Consider the following 21,263-nt stretch of genomic DNA (forward strand, 5'->3'; position numbering starts at 1 on the left):
AGGAAACTAACAGCAATACCCATATTTTTTTTGAGTCAAATCAATAACGAAACGGTTCCGCTACTAAATAGCCCCAATTGTCGGTTTTATATACCACTAAGGGAGTAACTCCCTCTCTGTATTCGCCTGGCGTCTGTCGCTATAAAAGTGCTATATATTTCAACTTCTTTTTGAGCGCGATGGGAAACAGCAAACAGAATGACGAAACAAAAGGCAACGCTGACCGGACTGATTGCGATTGTGCTGTGGAGCACGATGGTCGGTCTGATCCGTGGCGTGAGTGAAGGTCTTGGACCGGTAGGCGGCGCAGCCGCAATTTATTCATTAAGTGGCCTGCTGCTGATATTTACCGTTGGCTTTCCTGATATTCGTCGGTTCCCGTTGAAGTATTTAATCGCCGGTAGTGTGCTTTTTGTCAGTTATGAAATTTGTCTGGCCTTATCGTTGGGTTACGCCGCGACGCGTCACCAGGCGATTGAAGTCGGCATGGTCAATTATTTATGGCCTAGCCTGACCATTTTATTTGCCATTCTGTTTAACGGACAAAAGACCAACTGGATTATCGTCCCGGGTTTACTCCTCGCATTAACCGGCGTCTGTTGGGTTTTAGGCGGTGAGAATGGACTTAACCCTGGCGAAATAATCAACAATATTACGACCAGCCCACTCAGTTATTTTCTCGCTTTTCTCGGCGCATTTATCTGGGCGACTTACTGCACCGTCACGAATAAATATGCTCGCGGATTTAACGGCATCACAATTTTTGTTCTGCTGACGGCACTCAGCCTGTGGCTTTACTATTTTCTGAGCCCACAACCGGAAATGCAATTCAGCACCCCGGTAGTCATCAAGCTTTTTTCCGCGGCCCTGACGCTGGGTTTTGCCTACGCCGCGTGGAATGTGGGGATTTTACACGGCAACGTCACTGTGATGGCTGTGGGTTCCTATTTCACGCCGGTCCTCTCCTCCGCGCTGGCGGCTGTACTGCTCAGCGCACCGCTGTCGTTCTCTTTCTGGCAGGGGGCCATCATGGTTTGCATTGGCTCTCTGCTTTGCTGGTGGGCCACACGACGTGCTTAATTCTCCCCGGGTCGGCCCGTTTTTCTGACCCGGATGTCGCCTGCACGTGACAAATATTCACCCGCCTGTTCTTAAGATATTCCCCTGTCATTCGAAAATTCTTATTTGTTTTTTTCTGTCAGTTCAACCATACCTTATCAGGCAGCGTAATCAGGTTTATTTACCTCGTCCCAACAAGTGTATTTAATTTTTAAATTTATGTTAAATTAATGATAATTACACGCTAAAAAAATACTTTTCTACATCCATTTATAATTATTATTGTGTATATAGTATACATTGACAACTAACTCAATAATAACCAATTTCCCATATATAGTCCCACGTGAAAATATTGCATAGAAAGTTATTTATAAGAATAGTCGCGCCTCAGATTTGCCTTAGGGAGATCTGGATCACACAAATAGAAATAATCTGCAATTACATGAAACTTATTATTGAATTAGTACTGCTGCGTAATTTAAAAATAGCTTGCCATTGATTAAATGATTCGATCGACAATGGTTCAGGAATCACACCAAGAAAATTATAAGGATTGTTAACAATGAAACTTAAATTAGTTGCAGTGGCAGTGACTAGCCTGTTGGCAGCAGGCGTCGTGAATGCGGCGGAAGTGTATAACAAAGACGGCAACAAACTGGATCTGTACGGTAAAGTTACCGCTCTGCACTACTTCTCCGACAATGACGGCGATGATGGCGACAAAACTTATGCTCGTCTGGGTTTCAAAGGCGAAACGCAGATTAACGATCAGCTGACCGGTTTCGGCCAGTGGGAATATGAATTCAAAGGTAACAACACCGAAGCGAACGGTACCAAAGGCAACAAAACTCGTCTGGCATTTGCTGGTCTGAAATTTGCTGAATTCGGTTCTTTCGATTATGGCCGTAACTACGGCGTTGCTTATGATGTTGGCGCATGGACCGACGTTCTGCCTGAGTTCGGTGGTGATACCTGGACCCAGACTGATAACTTTATGACCGCCCGTACCACTGGCGTTGCGACCTATCGTAACACCGACTTCTTCGGTCTGGTTGAAGGCTGGAACTTCGCGCTGCAGTATCAGGGTAAAAATGAAGACTCCCGTAATCCGCACCAGGCGAACGGTGACGGCTTCGGTCTGTCAACCAGCTATGAGTATGAAGGCTTCGCAGCAAGCGCCGCTTATGCGAAATCTGACCGTACTGACAGCCAGGTTGCTTATGGTAACAACAGCCTGAATGCTTCCGGTGACAATGCTGAAGTTTGGGCTGCTGGCCTGAAATATGATGCGAACAACATCTACCTGGCAACCACCTACTCCGAAACTCGCAACATGACGCCGTTCGGTGATGATCATATCGCGAACAAAACTCAGAACTTTGAAGTTGTTGCTCAATACCAGTTCGACTTCGGTCTGCGTCCGTCTCTGGCTTACCTGAAATCCAAAGCGAAAGACCTGGGTGCATGGGGCGATCAGGATGTGGTTGAATATGTTGATGTTGGCGCAACCTACTACTTCAACAAAAACATGTCTACCTATGTTGATTACAAAATCAACCTGATCGACGAAAGCAACTTTACTCGTGCTGCTGGTGTAGGCACTGACGATATCGTTGCCGTTGGTCTGACCTATCAGTTCTAATTTTTTAGAATTGCGCTGTACCAAAAGCCAGCCCTTGATGGGCTGGTTTTTTTTCCCCCGACGTGGAACCGGTCATAAGGAGAATGCCGTGCAAATCTATACAGGACGTTGTCTCTGCGGACAAAGCCATTTCACCGTCGATGTCGAATCCCTCGACGTCTATGCATGTCATTGTACGATATGCCAGAAATGGTCTGGCGGTATCGCGATGTATCTGGAAGCCTGTGGGCAGCCGATGATGGACACCGATGCCCCCGAACCTGCTCATTTTGCATCGTCCGTGCGCGGCGAACGGTATTTTTGCTCCGGTTGTGGATGCCCGTTGTGGATCAAATTAACCGACACTGAGCGCTACTTCATTCCCTGGACGTTACTCGAATTTAACGAAGTCGATCGCCGTCGTCTGATCCTTGCCGCTGAGATCTATACCGAAACACAACCTGCTTTCTGGCGACTCACCGGTCAGTATGCCCGTCTGAGCGGTAAGGAAGTGGAAGAACTGGATAACCGCTGCCAGCTCACCCACTGAGTGACTTGCGTGCGGCCTTCGCAAGACTGAACCACATTCCCACCGCCAGCAGAATCAACAGACTACCGGCACTGCTGAGTGCCACGCTATGCGACCAGGTAAACGCCTGCTTAGCGGCCAGCAGAACAGGCTCTGCGAGTGCCGACGGAAGCGTCTGCGCCAGTTGTACCGCTTCCCCCATTGAGGACGACGCGCGCGCTATTTCACCGGCGTTCAGTCCCTCAGGCAGCGCAATCGACGCAGAAAAGCTGCGGCTGAGCAACAGACCAAAGATGGCAATTCCCAGTCCCGCCCCCAGCTCGTAGGCCATCGTTTCGATTGCTCCGGCCGCTGCGGCTTTCTCGGCAGGCGCCGCCGCCATGATCGCGGCCGTTGAAGCCAGCAATGCGCTGGCAGCACTGAATCCCAGCAGCGCCATTAATAGCCAGGCCTGGATTTGCTGGCTACTGAAATCCGTGGCCGCCAGACCATAGAAACTCAGCGCGCTTAGCGCCATTCCGCCGGTTGCCACCTTCCGTAACCCCAGTCGTGAAACCAGCATCCCGGCAATCGGGCCGCTGAATCCGCTGGCAAGCATCACCGGCAACATAAACAATCCCGCCTGATACGGCGTTAAGCCATGAACAAACTGCAGTTCCTGCGCCATTAACAGCTCAAAGCCAACCAGCGTAATCATCGCCGTCATCGCCATCACCACACCACTTAAAATAATGCGGTGGGTAAAAAGGCGCATATCAATCATGGGGCGCTTCGCCGCCAGTTGAATGCGGACAAACTGCGCCAGTAACAGTGCGCCGCTGACAAGCGCCAGCACAATAACGCCGGTGGCAATGTGCCCTTTCAACGCCGTTTTCGCGCTGTAAACCAGCAGCAGAATCGCGACAATCAACATGATAGCGTGCCCCAGATTCAATGATTGATCGCGCCGCCCGTGCTGCTGTGGGACATAGCGCGCGGTAAGCGCCACCACCACAACAACAATGGGCACATTAATCAAAAACACCGAGCCCCAGTAAAAATGCTCCAGCAGCATACCGCCGACCAGCGGACCAAACGCCGCGCCACCGGATCCCACCGCGGCCCAGACGCCCAGCGCCATGTTGCGATGACGCGCTTCACAAAAGGTTGCGCGGATCCCGGCAAGCGTTGCCGGTACGATCATCGCCGCGCCAATCGCCAGAATGGCACGGGTGGCGATAAGCCAGCTGGCGGTGTGGGCAAAGGCAGCAGCCAGTGATGCGAGGCCGAATAACGCCCCGCCGAGCAGCAGCAGGCGTTTAAAGCCGATACGGTCGCCAAGCGCACCCATCGGCAGGACCATCCCTGCCATCACCAGCGAATAAATATCAATGATCCACAACAGTTCATTGCCACTGGCACCCAGCGTCATGCTCAGCGTGGGTGCGGCAACGTGCAGCACCGTTGCATCAATCGCAACAGGAATGTAGACCAGCACAATAATCACTAACGTTAACCACTGACGAAACATAAAACTCCCTGTGTATCCAAACTGGACACGCGTCCAGCTTTACCGATCCTACGGAAAATTGAACGTATGTCCAACTTTTTGTTCAGCTACGTGATTATCGAAAAACGCGGGTTATTGAATTTGTGAATGATTTTGGCGACGGTGAGCGATGGCAATACAGCGGAATAAAACAGCAAGCCGACCTCCAGTGTCGGCTTACGGGCAGAACAACATCAGCCGAGATCGCCCCCGGCAACCGGCAAGGTGACGCCGGTAATATAGCTGGCGTCATCGCTGGCGAGGAACAGAATGGCATTCGCCTGCTCCGCCAGCGTGCCGTAACGGTGCATCAGACTGCTGTTGACAGTCTGATCAATCACCTGCTGATACCACGCCTGCTCCTCGGCAGAGGGCGTTTCTTCATTGCGTGGGACGAGACGCGCCGGGGCATCAGTCCCGCCGGGGGCCACTGCATTGATACGAATGCCGCTGCCGCTGTATTCCATCGCAATCGACCGTGTTAACGCGTTGACGCCGCCCTTCGCTGCCGAGTACGGCACGCGATTCACCCCGCCGGTGGCAACGGAAGAGATATTCACAATGCTGCCGTGCCCCTGTTTAAGCATCCACGGGAGCGCCGCACGGCAGCCCCACAGCGTCGGAAACAGCGACCGGCGGATCTCCTTTTCTATCTGATCCGGCTGATATTCAGCAAAGGGTCGGGCCCAGATTGTGCCACCGACGTTATTCACCAGCACGTCCAGTTGAGCAAAATGCGCAACGCCTGCGGCAAAGACCTGCTCGGTGCTTTCCCATTGCTCAAGATCGGCTTCCAGCGCCAGCACCTGACATCCACCGGACGCCAGCGTTGCTGCCAGTTCATGAACGTGACGTGAACGATCGATAAGCAGTAATCGTGCGCCCTCTTGTGCCGCCTGAATGGCGGTCTGGCGACCAATCCCCTGCGCTGCGCCGGTAATGGCCATCACCTTATGGTTAAATCGCATAGAGGCTCCTTATGCTGCCGCGCTCTGGCTGGCAATAAATTTTTCATACCAGAAACCGGCAGGCGTAATGCCCCGTTCGCGTAATGCCGCGGTGATGGCGTTGACCATCGGCGGCGGACCACAAAGATAGATATCCACATCCCCCTGATTGAGCATCGCCTCACTGAGATGATCGGTGACAAATCCGCGCTGCGGGCAACCACTTTGCGCATCGGCGACAACCGGTAACCAGCGGAAGTCAACCAGTTTCTGCTGAAAGGCATCCAGCGCATCGGTTTTGACCAGGTCGACGTCATAGGTCACGCCATACAACAGCGTAATTTGTCGCTGGCTCCCCTGTGCAGCGAGCGTTTCCAGCATGGAGAGCATCGGGGCCAGTCCGGTACCACCGGCAAGCATCAACACCGGACGCTCGCCGCGGCGCAGATAGAAACTGCCCATCGGGCCGCTGAGCGTAACGGTATCACCCGATTGTCCGCACTGGGTCAGCCACTGGCTCATCAGCCCACCGGGTACATTACGGATCAGAAAGCGCCCTTCGTCACTGCCCGGCAGCGAACTGAATGAGTAGGCTCGCTGCTGCTGCGTCCCCGGAACCTGAATGTTAATGTACTGCCCGGACAGAAAATGAAGCGCGGTATCCGGGCGCACGACCAGCTCTATCGCTGTCTCAGAGAGCGCATTGATCGCCAGTACTTCTGCATGGGTGCTCGTGATGCTGGTTTTACACTGTGCCGCAGCGACCGGCACGTCAATTACGCAGTCGCTGGAGGGGATCATCTGGCAGGTCAGCACCTGTCGTGCGGTGGCTTCATCCTCGCTCAGCGCCTCTTCCAGAAAGTCCTCTCCCAGCGCGTAATCACCGCTGACGCAGTGGCATTTACAGGTGCCGCAGACGCCGTCGGAGCAATCCATCGGCAGGTTCACCTTCTGCCGGTAAGCGGCATCCAGCACCTTTTCACCGGCGTGACATTGAATAAAGCGGGTGATGCCGTCCTCAAAGTTGAGGGCAATCGTAAAACTCATAAGCACCTCTTAAATATGGTAAACGTCAATCACCTGACGGATATAGTCGTTATTGAGTCGCACTGTCTTCCGCGTGATGTGTGGCTGGCCGTCCTGTTCAACCAGCGTACAGTGCGTAGTGCCGAAGTAGGCATCGGTGTGCTGATAGCGGTGGCTGTAGGTGACCCAGTTGTAGCGCACCTCGATGCCACCTTCTTTCTCGCCCAGTAGTTCAATGTTGCTGATCATATGCGTGGTACGCGGCTCCGGCGTGCTGGCGCCCGAACGTTCGGTTTTGATGCGGTATACCCGGTCTTCCAGTCCGTCCCGGTTGGGGTAATAGATAAGCGAAATCTCCCGCTGTGGGTCGCGGGTGGTTTTATCATCATCGCCCCAGGCGGGCATCCAGAAGACCACTTTTGGGCTATAGCAATTGAGCCACGCATCCCACTGACGATCGTCCAGCAACCGCGCTTCGTAATAGAGAAACTGACGAACCTGTTCAAGCGTTAACATCCCCCCACCTCCACGCGTTGCGTAATCGACTGTTCATATTGCTGACGTTCTTTTTCCACCGCCGCAAGCATCACGTTTTGCCAGTGATGATGATGAGCGATGTAGAGCGCCTCATCTTCGGATTTCACGCCGCTCAACAGCGGTTTGAATCCTGCATGTTGCGCATGTTCATCAGGCCCATCCACCCAGTGCAGCGCGCCGCGACTGAGATCGCTCCACGCCAGATTTTCTCCCAGATAGCCGCGCTGGCAGGCACTGAACTCTTCCAGATCGTCGGGGGTTCCCATCCCGCTGACGTTAAAGAAATCTTCATACTGGCGAATGCGTAGCGCACGGGCCTGGTCAGATTCACCTTTAGGCGCAAAACACCAGATCGTCACTTCGGTTTTATCGACCGCGATGGGGCGAATCACGCGGATCTGTGTGGAAAACTGATCCATCAGGTACACATTGGGATAGAGACACAAATTCCGTGTCTCATTGACCATCTGGTCGGCGCGATTTTCACCAAATTCCGCCTTTAACCGCTCATGATGATCGTAAACCGGGCGGACTTCAGGGTTCATCGCCCGCGTCCACAGCAGCATATGACCGTGTTCAAACCCGTAGCCGCCGCCGAGGCTCTTAGACCAGCCGTTGGCATCCACCGCCCGCGTTCCTTCCGCCTCGTAATTACGGCGCGACATGGTGGAGGCGTAGTTCCAGTGCACCACGCTGACGTGATAGCCGTCGGCTCCGTTTTCCGCACCCAGTTTCCAGTTGCCTTCATAGACATAGCTGGACGAACCTTTCAGCACTTCCAGCCCCTCGGGAGCCTGATCGACCATCAGATCGATAATTTTGCAGGTCTCGCCGAGGTAGGTTTCCAGTGCCAGCACATCTTCATTCAGGCTACCGAACAGAAATCCACGATACGAAGCAAAGCGCGGCAGCGATTTCAGATCGTGTGACCCGTTATGTTTGAACGTCTCCGGGTAACCGCCGGTACTTTCATCTTTCGCCTTCAGCAATTTGCCGTTATTGCTGAAGGTCCAGCCGTGAAACGGACAGGTAAAGGAGTTTTTATTTCCGGTTTTACGTCGACATAACATCGCGCCGCGATGCGCACAGCTATTAATTAACGCATGCAGCTCATTCTTTTTATCGCGGGTAATAATGACCGGTTGACGTCCCAGGGTCAGAGTAAAATAATCACCAGGCTCCGGGATCTGGCTTTCATGCGCCAGGAATACCCAGTTCCCTTCGAATATATGTTTCAGTTCCAGATTAAATAACTGCTCATCGGTAAATATTGAACGATGGCAACGATAAATATGATTATCACGATCCACAATCAGGGCCTGCGTGATTTTATCTTTTAATGCCGAGAGCGTTTTTTGCATGAGTGTATCCCTCCTGCGTAATTCAGGATATATATACCCGTCAAATCAAGTTGCAGTTACGTTGGCTGCGATCAAATTATTTAGGGTATCAAACGGTACGGGTCAGACAGACGTTGCGAATTATTCCTGAGCGCGCAGTCGGGTAATCCGCTGCTCTTCCTCTGCGTTCTGCGCTGTGCACAGCGTAAAGTCGAAACAAACTTCAGTATGTTCACCGGCAAGGTCGCGTTGCTGAATCAACGCAGGATCGCTTACCTTCACCGGGTCGGCAATCAGACCATCACGGGTAGCGAAAGCGAAATCATCCCACAGATACTGGTCACCGTTCAGGTTGATCTGGCTGGTCAGGTGCTTAAAGCCCGGCGCAGAGACAAAGAAGTGAATATGCGCCGGGCGGTTGCCGTGGCGGCCGAGTTGATCGAGTAATTTCTGCGTCGGGCCGTCCGGCGGGCAACCGTAACCTGAAGGCAGAATACTGCGTACGCTGTAGCGCCCTTCGGCGTCGGTACGAATGCGACGGCGCAGGTTGTAGTCGCTCTGGCTCTGATCGAAGAAAGAGTAATTGCCCAGCGTGTTAGCATGCCAGATATCGACGATCGCCCCGGCCACCGGTTGCCCGTGAACGTCACGGACCTGGCCGTGCAGCCACATGACTTCGCCCGCATCTTTACCGTCGTCCATGCGGGCATAGCCATCAGCCAGCGGTGCGTTGGCGACATACAGCGGGCCTTCGATGGTGCGCGGCGTGCCCGTTTCTGCTGACAGACGAGATTCGATCGCCTCCTGGCGCAAATCGAGAAAATGCTCAAGACCCAGACCGGCAGCAAGCAGTGCCGCTTCCTGACGTCCGCCCAGCTCATGCAGATAATTCACCGCATGCCAGAATTCTTCCTGCGTAACATTATAATCATCAATAAGCGTACAAATATCGCCGAGCAGGCGGTGAATAATCGATTTAAAACGTTCATTCCCTTCCGGACCATTTAATCCGGCGCCTTCACGTAATAATTTCTGTACGACATCTTGTTGGATAAAAGAATGGCTCATAATGCGTCTCGCTTATTATTGTCTGTAGGGTTGTGCCGGATAATTCCGGCATGCGGCACTGATATTATCGGTCGTTACTCTGAATAGACGATGGATGGCGGCACAGCGCTTCGACGCGAATATCCATGAAGGGATATAACGGTAGCGCCATTAATATCCGGTGTAATTCTTCGGCATCATCGACATCAAAGATACTGACATTGGCGTACTGACCAGCAACGCGCCAGATATGTCGCCATTTGCCGTCTCGTTGTAACTGTTGGGAATACGCTTTTTCCCGCGATTTAATCTCTTCAATTTCATTTGCCGGCATTCCGTAAGGAATATTCACGGTCATATCCACTTTAAATAACATTCGCTTCTCCTGTTATTCCCGACGCTTGCGGGCATAAAACTGCAATTTGTCCTCATCGAGTTCAACCCCCAGCCCCGGTGTTTGCGGCAGCGTGACGCAACCATCGGCGAATAAGAGCGGAAGGCTAACGATGTCATCTTTTAACAGCAGCGGGCCAAACATCTCTGTGCCCCACTGCAACGGCAGAGTTGACCAGGCATGCAGTGACGCAACGGTCCCCACGGTGCCTTCAAGCATCGTGCCGCCGTACAGCCCGATACCTGCCGCCTGCGCAACGTGCGCCAGTTTCAGTACGCTTACCGGTCCACCGGCTTTGGCAATCTTCAGCGCATAGGCGCCACTGAACCCCTGCTGCGCCAGACGATAACCGTCGTAATGGCTGGCAACGGATTCATCCGCCAGGATTGCCGTGTCGATGCGTTGACTCAGGCGAACCAGCGCAGCGTTGTCCTCGGCGCTCACCGGCTGTTCAATCAGAGAGACGCCCATAGCCGCCAGCTCCCGGCATCCTCTGGCCGCAGAAGTGGCGTCCCAGGCCTGGTTGACGTCAACGCGGATACTGGCACGATCCCCCAGCGCTTCCACAATGGCGCGGGTGTGGCGCAGGTCCGTCTCCAGTTCCCGGGCGCCGATTTTCAGTTTAAAAGCCCGATGCCGTCCGGCATCCAGCAGTCGCTGCCCTTCTGCAATGTCATTGTCCGTATTGCCGCTGGCGAGCGTCCATAAAACCGGCAATACCGTATTCAGCGCGCCGCCCAGCAGTGCAGAGACCGGCAGGCCTAATGCTTTTCCCTGCGCATCCAACAGCGCGGTTTCAATGGCTGATTTGGCAAACGTATTGCCTTTGATTGCACTGTGGATACGCGACGTCAGCGCGTTCAGATTCTCAGCCGGTTGGCCTTTCAACAGCGGTGTGAAATAGTGCGTAATCGCCGACTGAATCGCCTCCGGGCTTTCCGCCCCATAGCTCAGTCCCCCAATGGTGGTGGCCTCGCCAATGCCGCTGATCCCGTCTGAACGGGTGATTCGAACAATCACCAGCGTCTGGCATCCCATCGTGGTCATGGACAGTTTGTGAGGCCGAATTGTCGGAACATCAACCAGCCAGCTTTCAATGCGTTCAACGGTCGCAGTCATCGTTTCTTCCTGAGCATTAATATCATTACTTTTCGTGCCACCAGTAATAACCCACGGTGACGGTGCTTTTGACAATAGGTGCGCGCCACGGCGATGGTCAACGGCGATAATCGAAATGTTGTGCGATAATCGGCGTGATTGTTACATTGAAGTTAATAATGTGATCCCTGTAGGAAATTACGGATATTCCGCGGCTCGCGTTTACCGGCGCGGTATAGTTGATGCGGTTCATGATGTGAATTGCACAGGAGGCGGACGTAATGAGCGATAAAAATCAGTTAGTTATCAGCAGCCCACAGGCTAAGTCTGACCCTAACTTTATGTTGTCTCTGGCGCGGGGTCTGGAAGTTCTTAATGCGTTTACCCCTCAGCGTCAGCGCCTGACGATTTCACAACTCAGCCAGAAAACACAGATTTCCCGCGCGGCGGTGCGTCGCTGTCTTTATACCCTGGCCGCGCTGGGGATGGTGCACAGCCCTGACGGGCGCAGTTATGAACTACTGCCACGCGTGCTGGCCGTGGGACATGCCTATCTCGCCGGTACGCCGCTGGCAAAAGTGGCACAAGCGGCGCTGGATAACCTGGGAAAATCCCTCGGAGAGTCCTGCTCGGCCGCCACGCTCGACGGTGATAACGTATTGTATATTGCCCGTGCGGCGGTCAATAACCTGCTCAGCGTCGACATCGGACGCGGTAGTCGGTTACCTGCCTGGGCCACCTCAATGGGACGCGTGCTGCTCAGTGCACTGCCCGAGTCACAGTTAGAGGTGACGTTGTCACGCGCTCAACTGCTCCGCTACACCCCGCATACGATATGCGACCTGGCGGCACTGCGGGAAGAGATTGCCCGCGTGCGAATTCAGGGCTATGCGCTGGCTGACCGGCAGATCGAAGTGGGACTTTGTTCTCTTGCCGTTCCGCTGCTTTCCCGCTGTGGCACTGTGGTTGCCGCCCTCAACGTCGGGGTGCCGGCGTCATCAATGAGCGCCGCCGCGTTAAAAGAAAAAGCGCTGGCACCGTTGCGCCGTTCTGCGATGGAGCTTTCGCTTCAACTGTAGCGTGTCACAATTGAACGTCTGTCCAGGTTGTTGATACACTGCCTTTTCTGAAAAAGGGAGGTGATATGAGCTATCTGAATAAAGATGAGCGTCGCGAAGTGATATTGCAGGCGGCCATGCGCGTGGCGCTTGAAGACGGCTTTTCTGCCATGACCGTCCGGCGGGTAGCCACAGAAGCAAAGGTCGCGACCGGACAAGTTCATCATCATTTCACCTCCGCTGGTGAACTGAAATCACAAGCTTTTGTTCGTCTCATTCGTACTCTGCTGGATGCGGAACGCGTGGCGGCGGATGCCACCTGGCGCGCGCGACTGCACACCGCACTGGGCAGCGATGACCGTGGATTCGAACCCTATATTAAGCTCTGGCGTGAAGCGCAGATCCTTGCGGATAAAGACCCGGAAATCAAAAGCGCTTATCTCCTCACCATGCGTATGTGGCATGAGGAAACGGTCACCATTATCGAAAGTGGACTCGCCGCCGGAGAGTTCACCACCGCGTCCGCCCCTGCAGACATCGCCTGGCGCCTGATAGCCCTGGTGTGTGGTCTTGATGGCATGTACGTTCTCGGCATTCAGGAGATGGCCGATCCAGCGTTTGATCGTCATCTGGACCACATGATTACGCTGGAGCTTTTTTCCAGAACGAATAAATGTTAACCATTTAATTTTTTATTTACATTTGGTAACACTAAAGCAACCTGTTATTCCCCCTTCACTCCGCGTGGTTGCACATTCTTATCTATCCTTTCATCAATATTCATAAAAGCATCTATAAATTCTAAAAAGGGCGTATAGCGCCCTTTGGGCAAACTATTCCTTATTTTTCCTGAACGACGGGCGCATGTGAGGGGCAATATGGCACAACAAATTGAAAAAAATAATCGCTATCTTTTAAGTGACTGGAAACCTGAAAATCCCGCATTTTGGGAGAATAAAGGAAAGCATATCGCACGAAGAAATCTTTGTATCTCAGTTGCTTGCCTTTTGCTTGCTTTCTGCGTCTGGATGTTGTTTAGCGCCGTTGCCGTCAATCTCAATAAAATTGGTTTTAATTTCACCACCGATCAACTTTTTTTATTAACCGCATTACCCTCTCTTTCTGGTGCAATATTACGCGTTCCCTACTCCTTTATGGTGCCTATATTTGGCGGGCGCCGCTGGACGGTTTTTAGTACCGCAATCCTGATTATTCCTTGCGTCTGGCTTGGCTTTGCGGTGCAAAACACCACCACTCCTTTCGAGGTATTTATCATCATTGCGCTGCTGTGTGGATTTGCCGGCGCAAACTTCGCGTCCAGTATGGGCAACATCAGTTTCTTCTTCCCAAAAGCAAAGCAAGGCAGCGCGCTGGGGGTGAACGGAGGATTGGGGAATCTTGGCGTCAGCGTGATGCAACTCGTCGCGCCGCTGGTGATCTTCTTACCCCTGTTCGCCTTTCTTGGCGTTCAGGGCGTACCGCAACCCGATGGGTCGCTGCTTTCGCTGGCAAATGCCGCCTGGATTTGGGTGCCGCTGCTGGCGATTGCCACACTGGCCGCCTGGTTTGGCACCAATGACATTGCCAGTTCGAAAGCCTCTATCGCCTCGCAGCTTCCGGTGCTCAAGCGCTTTCACCTTTGGCTGTTGAGCCTGCTCTATCTGGCCACCTTCGGATCGTTCATCGGGTTTTCCGCGGGTTTTGCCATGCTGGCGAAGACGCAGTTCCCGGAGGTGAATATCCTCAATCTGGCATTCTTTGGGCCGTTTATCGGTGCGCTGGCGCGGTCTGCGGGCGGGGTAATTTCGGATAAATTCGGCGGCGTACGCGTGACGCTGATTAACTTCATCTTTATGGCGCTGTTCTCGGCTCTGCTCTTCCTGACGCTTCCCGGCTCGGGTTCCGGCAGTTTTATCGCCTTCTATCTGGTGTTTATGGGGCTGTTTTTAACCGCCGGTCTGGGCAGCGGTTCTACCTTCCAGATGATCGCCGTCATCTTCCGCCAGCTCACCATCTACAAGGTGAAACTGCGTGGTGGTACGGACGAACAGGCCCAACGCGAAGCGGTAACCGACACAGCAGCGGCGCTGGGCTTTATTTCCGCGATTGGCGCCGTTGGCGGCTTTTTCATTCCTAAAGCCTTCGGCAGTTCGCTGGCGATGACAGGGTCCCCCGTCGGTGCGATGAAAATTTTCCTGGTGTTCTACATCGTTTGCGTACTGGTGACCTGGCTGGTCTATGGCCGCCGTAAACCGAAGCAAAAATAACAACATATTCACCGATGTTTTGTAGGCCGGATAAGGCGCTTGCACCGCCATGCTGCAAGAATTTCACGCCTGATGGCGACGCCGGGGCGTCTTATCAGGCCTACAGGACCTTATGGAGCAGGAGAAATGTCATGAGTAAACTCTTGGATCGCTTTCGTTACTTTAAACAAAAGGGTGACACATTTTCTGACGGTCACGGCCAGGTGATGCATACCAACCGGGACTGGGAAGACAGCTATCGTCAGCGCTGGCAATTTGACAAGATTGTCCGTTCCACCCACGGAGTGAACTGCACCGGCTCCTGTAGCTGGAAGATTTACGTTAAAAATGGTCTGGTGACCTGGGAAACCCAGCAGACGGACTATCCGCGTACGCGCCCCGATCTACCTAACCATGAGCCACGCGGCTGCCCGCGTGGTGCCAGCTACTCCTGGTATCTGTATAGCGCCAACCGCCTGAAATACCCGCTGGTGCGCAAGCGCCTGATCGAACTGTGGCGAGATGCCCTGGCCTCCCATACCGATCCGGTGCTGGCGTGGGAATCGATCATGAACGACCCGCAAAAGTGCCAGAGCTACAAGCAAGTACGCGGACGCGGCGGGTTCATCCGCTCCAACTGGAAGGAGCTTAACCAGTTGATTGCCGCCGCCAACGTCTGGACGGTGAAAACCTATGGGCCGGACCGCGTCGCCGGATTTTCCCCCATTCCGGCGATGTCGATGGTCTCTTACGCCGCCGGCACCCGCTATCTTTCACTGATCGGCGGCACCTGCCTGAGTTTTTACGACTGGTACTGCGACTTACCGCCCGCCTCGCCAATGACCTGGGGCGAGCAGACCGACGTGCCGGAATCCGCCGACTGGTACAACTCCAGCTATATCATTGCCTGGGGCTCCAATGTGCCGCAGACACGAACCCCGGATGCCCACTTTTTTACCGAAGTGCGCTACAAAGGCACCAAGACGGTCGCGATTACCCCTGACTTCTCAGAAGTTGCCAAACTCAGCGATCAGTGGCTGGCGCCAAAACAAGGCACTGACAGCGCGCTGGCAATGGCAATGGGCCACGTGATCTTAAAAGAGTTCCACCTCGATAACCCCAGCGACTACTTCCTCAACTACTGCCGTCGCTATACCGATATGCCGATGCTGGTATTACTGGATGCCCGTGAAGATGGCAGCTACGTGCCAGGACGGATGATGCGCGCCTCGGATCTGGTCGACAGTCTGGGCGAAAGTAATAATCCGGAGTGGAAAACGGTCGCCTGCAACAGCGCCGGCGAGCTGGTGGTGCCTAACGGCTCGATTGGCTTCCGCTGGGGCGAAAAAGGCAAATGGAACCTGGAGTCGCTGGCCGCGGGTACGGAAACCGAGTTGTCGCTGTCATTGCTCGGTCAGCATGATGAAGTGTTGGGCGTCGCGTTCCCCTATTTCGGCGGCAATGAAAACCCGCATTTTCGCAGCGTGAAGCAGGAACCGGTGCTGGTGCGCCAACTGCCCGTAAAACACCTGACGCTGGCTGATGGCAGTTGTTGCCCGGTGGTCAGCGTTTACGATCTGGTGCTGGCCAACTACGGTCTCGATCGCGGTCTGGAAGACGCATACGCCGCAAAGGATTTCGCCGACGTGAAAGCCTACACCCCGGCGTGGGCTGAACAGATCACCGGCGTGCCGCGTTTCCAGATTGAAACCATCGCCCGTGAGTTTGCCGATACCGCACATAAAACCCACGGTCGCTCGATGATTATCCTCGGTGCCGGTGTTAACCACTGGTATCACATGGACATGAACTACCGGGGGATGATCAATATTCTGGTGTTCTGCGGCTGCGTCGGACAAAGCGGCGGCGGCTGGGCGCACTATGTTGGCCAGGAAAAGTTGCGTCCGCAGACCGGCTGGCTGCCGCTGGCGTTTGCGCTGGACTGGAACCGGCCGCCGCGCCAGATGAACAGCACCTCGTTTTTCTATAATCACGCCAGCCAGTGGCGCTATGAAAAACTGACCGCCCAGGAACTGCTCTCACCGCTGGCGGATGCCTCGAAATTCACCGGTCATCTGATCGATTTCAACGTGCGTGCCGAGCGCATGGGCTGGTTGCCCTCTGCGCCACAGCTCAACCTCAACCCGCTGACGGTGAAGGCAAACGCCGAAAAAGCCGGCTTGTCGCCCGCGGAATACACCGTTCAGGCGCTGAAATCTGGTGAGATCCGTTTTGCCTGCGAACAGCCTGACAGCGGCAAGAACCATCCGCGCAATCTGTTTGTCTGGCGCTCTAACCTGCTTGGTTCTTCCGGTAAAGGCCATGAGTACATGCTCAAATATTTACTGGGAACAGAGAGCGGCATTCAGGGGGAAGCGCTGGGTTCCCGTGAAGGCATTAAACCTGAAGAGGTTGAATGGGAATCCCCCGCCATTGAAGGCAAGCTCGATCTGCTGGTGACGCTCGACTTCCGTATGTCGAGTACCTGTCTGTTCTCCGACATTGTTCTGCCCACCGCCACCTGGTATGAAAAAGACGACATGAATACCTCGGACATGCATCCGTTTATTCATCCGCTTTCTGCGGCGGTCGACCCGGCGTGGGAATCCAGAAGCGACTGGGAAATCTACAAAGGCATCGCCAGCGTCTTTTCAAAAGTCTGCGTCGGGCATCTGGGACAGGAAACCGACGTGGTGCTGCAACCCCTCCAGCACGATTCCCCCGCAGAACTGTCACAGCCGTTCGACATTCAGGACTGGCGTAAAGGGGAATGCGATTTGATCCCCGGTAAAACTGCGCCGAACATCGCGGTGGTTGAACGAGACTATCCTGCGACCTATGAGCGCTTTACCTCGCTTGGACCGCTGATGGACAAACTGGGTAACGGCGGCAAAGGGATATCGTGGAACACCCAGACCGAGGTCGATTTCCTCGGTAAGCTCAACTACACCAAGCGCGACGGTCCGGCGAAAGGCCGTCCGCTGATTGAAACCGCGCTGGATGCGTCGGAAGTGATCCTCGCCCTGGCCCCGGAAACCAACGGTCAGGTGGCGGTGAAAGCCTGGGAAGCGCTCGGCGCGATGACCGGTCGCGAACATACCCATCTGGCGCTCAACAAAGAAGACGAGAAAATTCGCTTCCGCGATATCCAGGCGCAACCGCGCAAAATCATCTCCAGCCCGACGTGGTCCGGTCTGGAAAGCGAGCATGTCTCCTATAACGCAGGCTATACCAACGTCCATGAGCTGATCCCGTGGCGCACGCTCTCCGGTCGTCAACAGCTGTATCAGGATCATCAGTGGATGCGCGCCTTCGGTGAAAGCCTCGTCGCGTACCGTCCGCCGATTGACACGCGCAGCGTCAGTGAAATGCGGGAAATTCCGCCGAACGGCTTCCCGGAGAAAGCGCTTAACTTCCTGACACCGCATCAGAAATGGGGCATTCACTCCACCTACAGCGAAAACCTGCTGATGCTGACGCTGTCGCGCGGCGGGCCGATTGTCTGGATCAGTGAAACGGATGCGAAAGAGCTCGGTATTGAGGATAACGACTGGATCGAAGCCTTCAACGCCAACGGCGCCCTCACCGCCCGTGCTGTGGTGAGTCAGCGCGTGCCGCCCGGTATGACGATGATGTACCACGCCCAGGAACGCATCCTGAATATCCCCGGTTCGGAAGTCACCGGGATGCGCGGCGGGATCCACAACTCCGTTACCCGCGTGTGTCCGAAACCGACGCACATGATTGGCGGCTATGCGCAGCTCGCGTACGGCTTTAACTATTACGGTACCGTCGGCTCCAACCGCGACGAGTTCATCATGATTCGAAAAATGAAAAATATCGACTGGCTGGATGATGAAGGTCGCGATCAGGTACAGGAGGCGAAAAAATGAAGATACGCTCACAGGTTGGCATGGTTCTGAACCTCGATAAATGTATTGGCTGTCACACCTGCTCTGTGACCTGTAAAAACGTCTGGACCGGACGTGAAGGAATGGAGTACGCGTGGTTTAACAACGTCGAGACCAAACCGGGCATCGGCTACCCGAAAAACTGGGAAGACCAGGAGGAGTGGCAAGGCGGCTGGGTTCGCGACGTGAATGGCAAGATCAGACCACGTCTGGGCGGCAAAATGGGCGTTATCACCAAAATCTTCGCCAACCCGGTGATCCCGCAAATCGATGATTACTACGAGCCGTTCACCTACGACTATCAGCATCTGCACAGCGCGCCGGAGGGTAAACACCAGCCGACCGCCCGTCCCCGCTCACTGATTGACGGCAAGCGGATGGACAAAATCATCTGGGGACCGAACTGGGAAGAGCTGCTCGGCGGCGAATTTGAAAAACGTGCCCGCGACCGTAACTTCGACAAGATCCAGAAGGAGATGTACGGCCAGTTTGAAAACACCTTCATGATGTATCTGCCGCGTCTGTGCGAACACTGCCTGAATCCAAGCTGTGTCGCCACCTGTCCGAGCGGCGCCATCTATAAGCGAGAAGAAGACGGCATTGTGCTGATCGATCAGGATAAATGCCGTGGCTGGCGTCTGTGCATCAGCGGCTGCCCGTACAAGAAAATCTACTTCAACTGGAAAAGCGGCAAATCGGAAAAATGCATTTTCTGCTATCCGCGCATTGAATCCGGCCAGCCGACGGTCTGCTCCGAAACCTGCGTTGGCCGCATCCGCTATCTCGGCGTGCTGCTCTACGATGCAGACCGCATTGAAGAAGCGGCCAGCACCGAGCATGAAACCGATCTCTACGAGCGTCAGTGCGACGTCTTCCTTAACCCGAACGATCCGGCGGTGATTGAAGAAGCGCTCAAACAGGGCATTCCACAAAACGTGATTGACGCCGCCCAGCGATCGCCGGTCTACAAAATGGCGATGGACTGGAAGCTGGCGCTGCCGCTGCATCCGGAATACCGTACTCTGCCGATGGTCTGGTATGTGCCGCCGCTGTCACCGATTCAGTCATACGCCGATGCGGGCGGCCTGCCGAAAAGCGACGGCGTACTGCCGGCGATCGAAAGCCTGCGCATCCCGGTGCAGTATCTCGCTAACATGCTGAGCGCTGGCGATACCGGCCCGGTGTTGCGCGCCCTGAAGCGCATGATGGCAATGCGCCACTATATGCGTTCACAAACCGTGGAAGGTGTTACCGATACCCGCGCAATCGACGAAGTCGGCCTGAGCGTGGAACAGATCGAAGAGATGTACCGCTACCTGGCGATTGCCAACTATGAAGACCGCTTTGTGATCCCGACCAGTCACCGTGAAATGGCGCGTGATGCCTTCCCGGAGAAAAACGGCTGTGGCTTTACCTTTGGCGATGGCTGCCACGGTTCGGATACCAAATTCAACCTGTTCAACAGCAGCCGCATCGACGCTATCAACATTACAGAAGTGCGGGATAAAGCGGAGGGTGAATAATGCAGATCCTCAAAGTGATTGGCCTGCTGATGGAGTATCCGGATGCGCTGCTGTGGGAGTGCAAAGAGGACGTACTCACGCTGGTGCGCCAGGATGCGCCGATGCTCACCGGCTTCACCCACGAGTTGCTCAACGCGCCGCTGCTCGATAAACAGGCCGAATGGTGCGAAGTATTCGATCGCGGGCGTGCTACCTCGCTGCTGCTGTTCGAACATGTTCATGCCGAATCCCGCGATCGCGGTCAGGCGATGGTCGATTTGCTGGCGCAATATGAAAACGTCGGGTTACAGCTCAACTGTCGCGAACTGCCGGACCATCTGCCGCTCTATCTGGAATACCTGAGCGTATTGCCGGAAGCTGAAGCCCGCGAGGGCTTGCAAAATGTCGCGCCGATTCTGGCCCTGCTCGGCGGACGCTTAAAGCAGCGCAACACGCCGTGGTATCAGCTATTTGACGCCCTGCTTGCCCTGGCGAAAAGTCCGCTATCAAGTGACAGTGTCACCAATCAGGTTAATAGTGAGACACGCGACGACACCCGCCAGGCGCTGGATGCCGTCTGGGAAGAGGAACAGGTGAAATTTATCGAAGATAACGCCACAGCCTGTGACAGCTCACCGTTACAGCAATATCAACGACGCTTTAGCCAGGACGTGGCGCCGCAGTATGTCGACGTCAGCGCGGGAGGCCCGAAATGATACAGTACCTGAACGTCTTTTTTTACGATATCTACCCGTACATCTGCGCGACGATCTTTTTCCTCGGCAGTTGGCTGCGTTACGATTACGGCCAGTACACCTGGCGCGCCTCCTCCAGTCAGATGCTGGATAAACGCGGGATGGTGGTCTGGTCGAATCTGTTCCATATCGGCATTCTGGGGATCTTTTTTGGTCATCTGTTTGGGATGTTAACCCCGCACTGGATGTACGCCTGGTTCCTGCCGGTTGCGGTCAAACAGCAGATGGCGATGATTCTCGGTGGCGTTTGCGGCGTGCTGACGCTGATTGGCGGCGCGGGGCTGCTCTGGCGTCGGCTGACCAATCAACGCGTACGGGCAACGTCCACAACGCCAGATATTCTGATCATGAGCATACTGCTGATTCAGTGTTTGCTGGGACTAAGCACCATTCCGTTTTCGGCACAGTATCCGGACGGCAGCGAGATGATGAAGCTGGTCGGCTGGGCGCAGAGTATTGTGACCTTCCGCGGCGGCTCCTCTGAAATGCTCACCGGCGTGGCCTTTGTTTTCCGCGTTCATCTGGTGCTGGGAATGACCATCTTCCTGCTCTTCCCGTTCACCCGTCTGGTTCATGTCTGGAGCGCGCCGTTTGAGTACTTTACCCGACGCTACCAGATCGTTCGTTCCCGTCGTTAGGAATGTTGGTGTCGGATGGCGTCG

At 54.5% G+C, this 21,263-nt stretch carries 18 protein-coding genes; 10 read left to right on the forward strand and 8 right to left on the reverse strand.

Annotated features, from left to right (window positions below; translation table 11 throughout):
* Nucleotides 1-198 precede the first annotated feature (198 nt).
* From yddG to QNN88_RS00230, 3 genes are all read left to right on the forward strand, one after another.
* The gene (gene yddG, locus QNN88_RS00220) at nucleotides 199-1,080 is read left to right on the forward strand and encodes an aromatic amino acid efflux DMT transporter YddG (RefSeq protein WP_414238459.1); all 882 of its coding nucleotides are present in this window, start codon (nucleotides 199-201) and stop codon (nucleotides 1,078-1,080) included.
* Nucleotides 1,081-1,624: 544 nt separating this feature from the next.
* Nucleotides 1,625-2,704, forward strand: a complete 1,080-nt coding sequence (gene ompC / locus QNN88_RS00225) for a porin OmpC (protein ID WP_125368107.1) — start codon at nucleotides 1,625-1,627, stop codon at nucleotides 2,702-2,704.
* Nucleotides 2,705-2,792: 88 nt separating this feature from the next.
* Nucleotides 2,793-3,233, forward strand: coding sequence for a GFA family protein (locus tag QNN88_RS00230; protein ID WP_414238460.1), 441 nt, complete (start codon nucleotides 2,793-2,795; stop codon nucleotides 3,231-3,233).
* On the opposite strand, the gene QNN88_RS00235 is transcribed toward QNN88_RS00230, so the two are convergent.
* From QNN88_RS00235 to QNN88_RS00270, 8 genes are all read right to left on the reverse strand, one after another.
* Nucleotides 3,223-4,722, reverse strand: a complete 1,500-nt coding sequence (locus QNN88_RS00235) for an MFS transporter (protein ID WP_414238461.1) — start codon at nucleotides 4,720-4,722, stop codon at nucleotides 3,223-3,225. The genes QNN88_RS00230 and QNN88_RS00235 overlap by 11 nt on opposite strands.
* 212 nt (nucleotides 4,723-4,934) lie before the next feature.
* On the reverse strand, nucleotides 4,935-5,708 hold the full coding sequence (gene benD, locus QNN88_RS00240) for a benzoate diol dehydrogenase BenD (protein ID WP_414238462.1): 774 nt from the start codon (nucleotides 5,706-5,708) through the stop codon (nucleotides 4,935-4,937).
* Between the two features lie 9 nt (nucleotides 5,709-5,717).
* Nucleotides 5,718-6,734: a benzoate 1,2-dioxygenase electron transfer component BenC gene (gene benC / locus QNN88_RS00245; RefSeq protein WP_414238463.1), complete on the reverse strand. Its 1,017-nt coding sequence runs from the start codon at nucleotides 6,732-6,734 to the stop codon at nucleotides 5,718-5,720.
* A 9-nt stretch (nucleotides 6,735-6,743) separates the two neighbouring features.
* The gene (benB, locus tag QNN88_RS00250; protein WP_414238464.1) at nucleotides 6,744-7,229 is read right to left on the reverse strand and encodes a benzoate 1,2-dioxygenase small subunit; all 486 of its coding nucleotides are present in this window, start codon (nucleotides 7,227-7,229) and stop codon (nucleotides 6,744-6,746) included.
* Complete coding sequence (locus tag QNN88_RS00255; RefSeq protein WP_414238465.1) at nucleotides 7,223-8,611, reverse strand: Rieske 2Fe-2S domain-containing protein; 1,389 nt, start codon at nucleotides 8,609-8,611, stop codon at nucleotides 7,223-7,225. The genes benB and QNN88_RS00255 overlap by 7 nt, the downstream gene beginning before the upstream one ends.
* A gap of 120 nt (nucleotides 8,612-8,731) precedes the next feature.
* A complete protein-coding gene (gene catA / locus QNN88_RS00260) occupies nucleotides 8,732-9,658 on the reverse strand; it encodes a catechol 1,2-dioxygenase (RefSeq protein ID WP_414238466.1) in 927 nt (308 codons plus the stop codon).
* A gap of 64 nt (nucleotides 9,659-9,722) precedes the next feature.
* The gene (gene catC / locus QNN88_RS00265; RefSeq protein WP_414238467.1) at nucleotides 9,723-10,013 is read right to left on the reverse strand and encodes a muconolactone Delta-isomerase; all 291 of its coding nucleotides are present in this window, start codon (nucleotides 10,011-10,013) and stop codon (nucleotides 9,723-9,725) included.
* 12 nt (nucleotides 10,014-10,025) lie between these two features.
* Entirely contained in the window at nucleotides 10,026-11,150 is a 1,125-nt protein-coding gene (locus QNN88_RS00270) for a muconate cycloisomerase family protein (RefSeq protein WP_414238468.1), read from the reverse strand.
* 260 nt (nucleotides 11,151-11,410) lie between these two features.
* On the opposite strand from QNN88_RS00270, the gene QNN88_RS00275 reads away from it, so the two are divergent.
* The 7 genes from QNN88_RS00275 to narI all read left to right on the forward strand — a co-directional run bounded on the left by QNN88_RS00275 (nucleotide 11,411) and on the right by narI (nucleotide 21,239).
* Nucleotides 11,411-12,208, forward strand: a complete 798-nt coding sequence (locus QNN88_RS00275; protein ID WP_414238469.1) for an IclR family transcriptional regulator C-terminal domain-containing protein — start codon at nucleotides 11,411-11,413, stop codon at nucleotides 12,206-12,208.
* A gap of 65 nt (nucleotides 12,209-12,273) precedes the next feature.
* A complete protein-coding gene (locus QNN88_RS00280) occupies nucleotides 12,274-12,867 on the forward strand; it encodes a TetR family transcriptional regulator (protein WP_414238470.1) in 594 nt (197 codons plus the stop codon).
* Nucleotides 12,868-13,065: 198 nt separating this feature from the next.
* Nucleotides 13,066-14,454 carry a NarK family nitrate/nitrite MFS transporter gene (locus QNN88_RS00285; RefSeq protein WP_414238471.1) on the forward strand — a complete coding sequence of 463 codons (1,389 nt, stop codon included), beginning with the start codon at nucleotides 13,066-13,068 and terminating at the stop codon, nucleotides 14,452-14,454.
* Nucleotides 14,455-14,585: 131 nt separating this feature from the next.
* The gene (locus QNN88_RS00290) at nucleotides 14,586-18,326 is read left to right on the forward strand and encodes a nitrate reductase subunit alpha (RefSeq protein ID WP_414238472.1); all 3,741 of its coding nucleotides are present in this window, start codon (nucleotides 14,586-14,588) and stop codon (nucleotides 18,324-18,326) included.
* On the forward strand, nucleotides 18,323-19,867 hold the full coding sequence (narH, locus tag QNN88_RS00295) for a nitrate reductase subunit beta (protein ID WP_414238473.1): 1,545 nt from the start codon (nucleotides 18,323-18,325) through the stop codon (nucleotides 19,865-19,867). The genes QNN88_RS00290 and narH overlap by 4 nt, the downstream gene beginning before the upstream one ends.
* Nucleotides 19,867-20,562: a nitrate reductase molybdenum cofactor assembly chaperone gene (gene narW / locus QNN88_RS00300; RefSeq protein WP_414238474.1), complete on the forward strand. Its 696-nt coding sequence runs from the start codon at nucleotides 19,867-19,869 to the stop codon at nucleotides 20,560-20,562. Before narH ends, narW begins: the two co-directional genes overlap by 1 nt.
* Complete coding sequence (narI, locus tag QNN88_RS00305; protein ID WP_414238475.1) at nucleotides 20,559-21,239, forward strand: respiratory nitrate reductase subunit gamma; 681 nt, start codon at nucleotides 20,559-20,561, stop codon at nucleotides 21,237-21,239. The genes narW and narI overlap by 4 nt, the downstream gene beginning before the upstream one ends.
* Nucleotides 21,240-21,263: the final 24 nt, after the last annotated feature.

This window comes from Citrobacter sp. ANG330, assembly GCF_047467925.1.
Lineage (GTDB): Bacteria > Pseudomonadota > Gammaproteobacteria > Enterobacterales > Enterobacteriaceae > Citrobacter_A > Citrobacter_A amalonaticus_G.